The sequence below is a fragment of the Verminephrobacter aporrectodeae subsp. tuberculatae At4 genome (assembly GCF_000193225.1).
In the GTDB taxonomy this organism is placed as follows: Bacteria; Pseudomonadota; Gammaproteobacteria; order Burkholderiales; family Burkholderiaceae_C; genus Acidovorax; species Acidovorax aporrectodeae.
Genome location: NZ_AFAL01000104.1, coordinates 1 through 7,154 on the forward strand (window position 1 = coordinate 1; position 7,154 = coordinate 7,154).

Consider the following 7,154-nt stretch of genomic DNA (forward strand, 5'->3'; position numbering starts at 1 on the left):
CATCTCGTGTTGTCTCCAGTTCGCTCTCGGTGCGCAGTGTTGCCCGCAGGACGCGGGCGTTGAAGCGGCTGGGGCAAGGACACAAGATAAAGATTCTTGCGTTTGTGCTGCGGGAGGCTGGCCCGTCCCCCTCGCCGCGGGCATGCTGCGCCTGGACGCGGTGCAGCGCGGCGTCAGGCCGGCATGTCACTCCGGTACCTGCGGTGGAAGTCGTGGCGCCCCATGCGCGAAACATGCCCTCTGGCACCCGCTCGACGCGGGTCTGCCATGGAACCGAAGCAGGGTCAGGGAAAACCACTCGGACGGGACGCCGCGGAAATGCTCTCCGGGATCGCCGACGTGGGGCGCTATCCATGCCAAGAGTGCAACGGCGTTGGCCGTTGCGTGAAATTGGCTCCTCGACCTGGGCTCGAACCAGGGACCTACGGATTAACAGTCCGGCGCTCTACCGACTGAGCTATCGAGGAATGAGAGGCGAAATTATATACGTGTCCCACAGCGCGGCGGCGCCGCTCGCGCGCGAACGCGCATGCCGCTTGGCGAACCGTCCGGGCGCACGCCGCCGCTGCGGGATGGGACGGCGCCATGGGTCGATAGAATGCGGGGCCAATTTCCACGCCAAATCATCCCTTGGGAACATGAAGGCTCTGACAACTCACGCTCACGCAAGCGATGGCATAGCCGCCACGGATGCCGAAGGGAACCACGGGGGTGGCGCGGATCCTGCGCTGCATTGGTATTTCCACCCGATCACCAACAGCCGCGCCCACATGGAGGCCGTGGAGCAGATCGTGTACGCCATCCTCTCGGGGGCGTATTCGGTCGGTGAACGCCTGCCGGGTATCGAGCAGTTGGCGCAGGCGATGAACGTCAGCAAGCCCGTGATCGGCGAAGCGCTGAAGGTGCTCACCCGCTCAAAGACGCTGCGGGTGCAGCGCGGCAGCAGCGGCGGCCTGTTTGTCCTGACGGACCGGATCAAGGAGAGTCTTGTCGCGTTGAGCGGGCAGATGAACCGCCTGAGCCTGAGCGAAATCGTCGAAGCGCGGCAACCGATCGAGTTGCAACTCGCGCTGCTCGCGGGCGAACGCGCGACGCCCGCCGATTTCGCCGCCATGCAGGCGTGCGTCGACAACCTGCGCAAACACAGCGACGGCGACCTGATGCTGCGCATGCGCTTCGACCATCTGTTTCACTACAGCGTCGGCCGCGCCGCCCGCAGCCGCGCCCTGGCGTACTACCAGTACCAGATTCTCGAGCAACTGTTCGCGCTGCTGCAGGATTACTTCCTGTACCGCGAGGACCCGAACCTGGTCGTCGAACTGCACGAGCGCACGCTGGCGGCCATCCGCAGCCGCGAGCCTGCGACCATCCGCAGGGCCATCGCGGAACACATGCAGCCGCTCGAGGAAGCGGTCGCGGCGATGTCCGCCCCGCTGCCGCAAACGGCCCCGGCCTGAATCCGCTGCGTGCGCGTCATTACGTGGCCGCCGCGAGCGTGGCTGCGAGCAGGACGTCGGCGCCGGCGGCGATGTCCTCGTCGCTTGCGTATTCGCTTTCGTTGTGGCTGATTCCCTTCAGGCAGGGGATGAAGATCATCGCCGTGGGCGCCACCCTGGCGATGTTCAGCGCGTCGTGCCCGGCGCGGCTGGGCAGGTCCAGGCAGGGGTAGCCGTGCATCCTGGCGGCCGCGCGGATATGTTCGCGCAGCGTGGGGGCAAAGACGATGGGCGCATAGCTCCAGTACGGCTCGAACTGCACCGACAGCCCGAGCCTGGTGGCAATCTGCGCAAAGCGCTCCTGGAGTTGCGCCTGCAGGGCGTCCAGACTGGCTGCGTCGGGGTGGCGCAGGTCCAGCACCAGGTCCACCCGGCCGGGAACGATGCTGTGCGAATCCGATGGCACGGACAGCCGGCCGACGGTCACGCGCGCATCGGGAGACTGCGCGAGGCCGACCTCCTGCGCGGCAAGCACCATCTGCGCGGCGCCCACCAGCGCGTCGCGGCGCAGTTGCATGGGCAGCGGGCCGGCGTGCACGTTCTCGCCAAGGACGCTGACGCGCGTGTCCCGGATCCCGACAAAGCCGCTGACCACGCCAATGGTGGCGCGGGCCTGCTCGAGAACGACGCCCTGCTCGATATGCAACTCGATATAGCTGCTGATCGGAAAGCCCGCCGCGTGCGCGCCGGCGTAGCCGATGCGCTCGAGTTCGCTGGCGACGCTCAGTCCCGCGCTGTCCTGCCGGGACAGCGCGTACTCGAGGGCATGCGCGCCGGCAAAGACACCCGAGGCAAGCAGGGGCGGCTGGAAGCGCGCGCCCTCTTCATTCGTCCAGTTCACCAAGTCGATCGGGAGATGCGTCGCGATTCCATGGTCGTCCAGGGTCCGCATCACCTCCAGCGCGGCGACCACGCCGACCGCGCCGTCAAAGCGCCCGGCCATGGGCTGGCTGTCGAGATGGCTGCCGATCAGCACGGGGGGATCGCCCTCGCTGCGGCCGGCGCGGCGCGCGTACATGCTGCCGATGCGGTCCACCCGCACCGGGTAGCCGGCCTGCGTGCACCAGGCGCACAGCAGATCCCGCGCTTGTTTGTCCGCGTCGCCGAGCGCGAGCCGGTGGAGCCCCCCGCGCGGGGTCGCACCGACTGCGGAAATCGTCTCCATCGCCTGCTTCAGGCGCGCACGATTGACTTGGATGGCCTGCATGGGGTCTCTCTCCTGAAGTTTCCGGAAAATGCCCGCGTTGTCACCTTGGCCTGCCCTGCGTTCTTTCAGGTGCGCAGCAGGTCGGTGATGTGCGGCAGCAGCTGCGGCCCTTCTTCCAGCCCGAAACCGGGGGCCTGGGTCGGCGCTACGCATCCGTCGGCGACGCGGCACCCGGGGGCATAGCCGCCGAACGGCGCGAACACGCCGGGGTAGGCTTCCGAGCCACCGAGCCCGAGGCCGACGACGACGTGCAAGGCGAGCATGTGGCCGCCGTGTGGGTGCAGTTCCTTGCGCGAATAGCCGTGCTTCTCCAGCGCGCCGATCATGCGCACGAATTCGCTCAGCCCGTAGCCCAGGCCGGGGTCCATCTGGAAGTAGTCCAGTCCCCTGCGCATGCCGCCGAAGCGCGCCAGGTTTTCCACGTCGGGCGCAGAGAACAGGTTTTCTCCGGTCGCCAGGCGGTGCGGGTAGGCCGCAGCGAGTTCGCTCATCAGGGCATAGTCGAGCGGGTCACCGGGCTCCTCGTACCAGCGCAGCCCGAAATCCTGCATGGCGCGGCCGTAGGCGATGGCGCTTGCGGTATCGAAGCGGCCGTTGGCGTCCACCGCCAGATGCGCGGGCTCGCGCACCACCTTCAGAACGGCTTCGATCCGCGCCATATCCTGCGCCAGCGGGGCGCCGCCGATTTTCATCTTGAAGCGCACGTAGCCCAGATCCTGGTAGCGCCGCATCTCGTCCTGCAGGCGGTCGATCCCATCCTCCGGATAGTAGTAGCCCCCGGCCGCGTAGACCGGCATCGCCGCCACGGGCTGCACGCCGAAATGCTGTGCGATGAGCTGCCAGGCGGGGATTCCGAGCAGCTTGGCGTTCAGATCCCAGACCGCCAGTTCGATCGCCGCGGCCGCGTGCGCCCGATCGCCATGTCCCCCGGGCTTTTCGTTGCGCAAGATGCTGGCCAACACCTTTTCGGGAGCAAACAGGCGGCCATCGTCGCTCAGCAGGCTGCCGGGCGCGGCCGCCTGCAGGCGCGGGATGAAGCGGCTGCGCAGCAGGCCGCTTTGGTCAAAGCGGCCAATGGAGTCGAATGCCAGCCCGGTGACCGGCTTGCCCTCGCGCACGACGTCGCTCACGAGGGCCACCAGGGAAACCGTGTGTTCGGCGAAATTGACCACCGCATTTTTTATGTTCGCCTGCAGCGGGATGGCCCGCTCGCGAACTTCGACGATGCGCATTTCCGGTCCTCTCCATCAGATGGCTCAGATCGCCTCGAGCGCCTGTCCGAGCGCCTTCACCCCGGAGACGATGTCCGCCTCGCTGACTACCAGCGGCGGGTAGAAATGCGCGCCGAGCAGCGCGCCATCGCGCGAGATGCGCACGAGCAGGCCGTGGTCGTAGGCCAGCTTGCGTACCTTGCGCACCGTGGCGTCGGGGTCGGCCTGGTCGGAGATGTCGGCCAACGTGCTGGACAGCAGGCCGATCACGCACAGGTGGCGCACGCGCGGCACGCCAGCCTGCATGCGCTCGAGTTCGCGGCGCAGCACGGCCTGCATGCGCGCGGCGTGCGCGACCAGGCCGTCGCGCTCCGTGATGTCGAGGACTGCCATCGCCGCCTCGCAGGCCACGGGATGGCCGGCGTAGGTGTTCAGATGCAGCAGCGGCGAGTCCTTGAAGACCTCCTCGACGCGCCGCGAAACCGCCACCGCGCCCATGGGCACGTAGCCCGACGTGAGGCCCTTGGCGTAGGTGACGATATCGCCGCGCACGCCGAAATGCTCGGCGCCGAACATCTTGCCGGTGCGCCCGAAGCCGCAGACCACCTCGTCGATGATGAGCAGGATTCCGTGGTGGTCGCAGAACTTGCGCAGCCGGGTGAAATATTCCGGATGCGGCACCTTCACCGCCTGCGGGATCGCCACCGGCTCGGCAATGATTGCCGCCACCGTGGCGGGCCCCTCGTTTTCCACCGTGCGGCTGAATGCGTCGAAACAGGCCATGGAGCAGGCATCGCTCGGGCCGCACTGTCCGCAGCGCCCCGGCGAGGGCTGCGCCCCCTGGATGAAGCCCTCGGGCAGGGGGCCGAAGCCCTCCTTGAAAGCGGCCACGCCGGTCGCAGCCGCCGCAGCGTATGTGGATCCATGGTACGAGCCGACGCGCGACAGAATCTTCACCCGCTGCGGCTGACCGCGGCGGCGATGGTACTGGCGCGCGATCTTGAACGCGAGCTCGTTCGATTCGCTGCCGCTGTTGGTGAACGAGAAGATCGGGTCGTCGCAGAGGACCATGCCGGCCAGCCGCTGCGCGAGCGCCACGGCGTAGGGGTGCGAGATGCCGCCGTCGAGCGCGATGAACTCGAGCCGCTTGATCTGGCGGGCGATGCGCTCGGCCACCTCGGCGCTGCCGTGGCCGATCTGGCAGGCGCCCAGGTGCGTTCCCGCGTCCAGCAGCCTGTGCCCGGCCTCGTCGTACACATAGGCGCCTTCCGCGCGCAGGATGCTTTTCGGGTAGGTGTGCGGGTATTCGCGTTCGAGCTGGGTGAAGTCGGCCAGGAAATGCCGCAGGCTGTGCCTGGCACGGTCCCGGAGGCTGGGCTGGCAGTCGGTGGCGGGGGTTTTCATCGGGGGGTTTCCTTTGCTGTTTTTCGGATGTTGGCGCGCCGGCGAGCGTCACGCGCGCATGACGAAGGGGTCCTGGACCTCGTCGCTGAGCTCGCACCAAACGCTCTTGGTCTGCAGGTAGGCGTCCAGCGCCTCGATGCCGTTCTGGCGCCCGATGCCGCTCGCCTTGTAGCCGCCGAACGGCGAGTTGAAGGCCATTGCGCGGTACATGTTCACCCAGACCGTTCCCGCCTCCAGGCGATGGGCGACGCGGTGCGCGCGCCGGATGTTCAGCGACCACACCCCGGCAGCGAGGCCGAAGCCGGTGCCGTTGGCCAGCGCGATGGCCTCTTCCTCGTCGTCGAAGGGGATCACCGACAGCACCGGGCCGAAGACTTCGTTCTGCGCGATGAAGCTCTGTGGCTTCACGCCGCTCAGGATGGTCGGCGTGTAGAAGTAGCCGCCGGGCAGGCCGGGCACCGCGGCGCGGCAGCCCCCGTGAACCACGCAGGCGCCCTCCTCGATCGCACGGCGCACCATGGACTCGTTCTTCGCCAATTGCGCGCGGGTGGCCACCGGCCCCATTTGCGTGTCCGCCTCCAGCGGGTTGCCGATGCGGATGCCGCGCGCGCGTTCGGCCAGTTCGTTCAGCATCCGGTCGTGCAGACTGCGGTGGATGAAGGCGCGCGATCCGGCGACGCAGGTCTGTCCCGCAGCGGCAAAGATTCCGGCCAGCAGGCCGGCGCGGGCCTGCTGCGGATCGGCATCGTCGAAGACGATGTTCGCCGACTTGCCGCCGAGTTCCAGGGTGACGTGGGCCAGCCGCCTGGCCGCACGCACGCCGACCTCGCGGCCGGCCTCGACCCCGCCGGTGAAGGCGATCTTGGCAATGTCGGGATGCTCGACCAGCGCCTGCGCGGTGGCGCGGCCGCCCGTGACCACATTCAGCACCCCGGGCGGGAAGCCGACCTTTTCCGCCAGCTTGACCGCTTCGATGATCGACGCCGAGGTCACTTCCGAAGGTTTGATCACCACGCAGTTGCCGGCCGCAAGGGCGGGAGCGACCGCCATGACGGTAAGAAACAGGGGCGAGTTCCACGGCATGATGGCGCCGACGACGCCCAAGGGCTCGCGCCGGGTGTAGTTGAGCACCGAGGCCCGTTCGAGCGGAATCACCCGGCCCTCGATCTTGTCGGCCAGCCCGCCGTAGTAGTACAGCCAGTCCGGCACGATGCGCGCCTGCAGCACCATCTCGTTGAGCAGCTTGCCGTTTTGCGTGGTCTCGATCCGGCCGATGCGCTCGGCGCTCTGCCCGATGGCGTCGGCCCACAGCATCATCAGCCGCCCGCGCCGGGTCGCTGACAGACTGCGCCAAGCCGGCCCTTCGAAAGCCGCTTTCGCGGCCGTGGCAGCCTGCGCGACGGCGGCTGCGTCACCTTCGGCAAACCGGGCCCAGGGCTCGCCCGTGGTCGGGTTGCAGGACGTGAACCGGGCACCCGAGGGCGCGCATTGCACGCTCTCGCCGGCGATCCAGTGGCCGTATTCGATCATCTGTCCGGTGGTGCTGGCGTGCATGTTTTTGGCTGGGAATTGGTTCATGTTCATGGAGAGGGGGGTGGGGGATGAGGCGTCAGTCGCGGCGCAGCGCGGCGCGGTGGCCCGCCTTGTCGCAGGGGGCCAGAGAGAGCGTGATGGCCGCGCCGGCGGCCGCCGCCATGAGGTAGAAACTCGGTGCCAGCGGGTTTTGCGTGCTGTCGATCAGGTAGGTGGCGATGTAGGGCGCCGTGCCACCGAACAGCATGACCGAGGCGTTGTAGCCAATGGAAATCGAACTGGCCCGCACGCTCGTCGGGAACA

5 protein-coding genes, 1 tRNA gene and 1 pseudogene are annotated in these 7,154 nt (G+C 67.9%); 1 reads left to right on the plus strand and 6 read right to left on the minus strand.

What is annotated here, in order from left to right; genetic code table 11:
* Window positions 1–391: 391 nt before the first annotated feature.
* A tRNA-Asn gene (locus VTU_RS0104235) sits at window positions 392–467 on the minus strand.
* A 303-nt stretch (window positions 468–770) separates the two neighbouring features.
* Here VTU_RS0104235 and VTU_RS25650 point away from each other — a divergent pair.
* The gene (locus VTU_RS25650; RefSeq protein ID WP_010101144.1) at window positions 771–1,457 is read left to right on the plus strand and encodes a FadR/GntR family transcriptional regulator; all 687 of its coding nucleotides are present in this window, start codon (window positions 771–773) and stop codon (window positions 1,455–1,457) included.
* 19 nt (window positions 1,458–1,476) lie between these two features.
* On the opposite strand, the gene VTU_RS0104245 is transcribed toward VTU_RS25650, so the two are convergent.
* From VTU_RS0104245 to VTU_RS0104265, 5 genes and pseudogenes are all read right to left on the minus strand, one after another.
* The gene (locus tag VTU_RS0104245; protein ID WP_010101146.1) at window positions 1,477–2,703 is read right to left on the minus strand and encodes a Zn-dependent hydrolase; all 1,227 of its coding nucleotides are present in this window, start codon (window positions 2,701–2,703) and stop codon (window positions 1,477–1,479) included.
* A 65-nt stretch (window positions 2,704–2,768) separates the two neighbouring features.
* Window positions 2,769–3,935 carry an enolase C-terminal domain-like protein gene (locus VTU_RS0104250; RefSeq protein WP_010101147.1) on the minus strand — a complete coding sequence of 389 codons (1,167 nt, stop codon included), beginning with the start codon at window positions 3,933–3,935 and terminating at the stop codon, window positions 2,769–2,771.
* 24 nt (window positions 3,936–3,959) lie between these two features.
* Window positions 3,960–5,318, minus strand: a complete 1,359-nt coding sequence (locus VTU_RS0104255) for an aminotransferase family protein (RefSeq protein ID WP_010101148.1) — start codon at window positions 5,316–5,318, stop codon at window positions 3,960–3,962.
* Between the two features lie 48 nt (window positions 5,319–5,366).
* Complete coding sequence (locus VTU_RS0104260) at window positions 5,367–6,902, minus strand: aldehyde dehydrogenase (protein ID WP_010101149.1); 1,536 nt, start codon at window positions 6,900–6,902, stop codon at window positions 5,367–5,369.
* A gap of 25 nt (window positions 6,903–6,927) precedes the next feature.
* Window positions 6,928–7,154 (minus strand): annotated as a pseudogene (locus VTU_RS0104265) (MFS transporter); the annotation flags it as partial.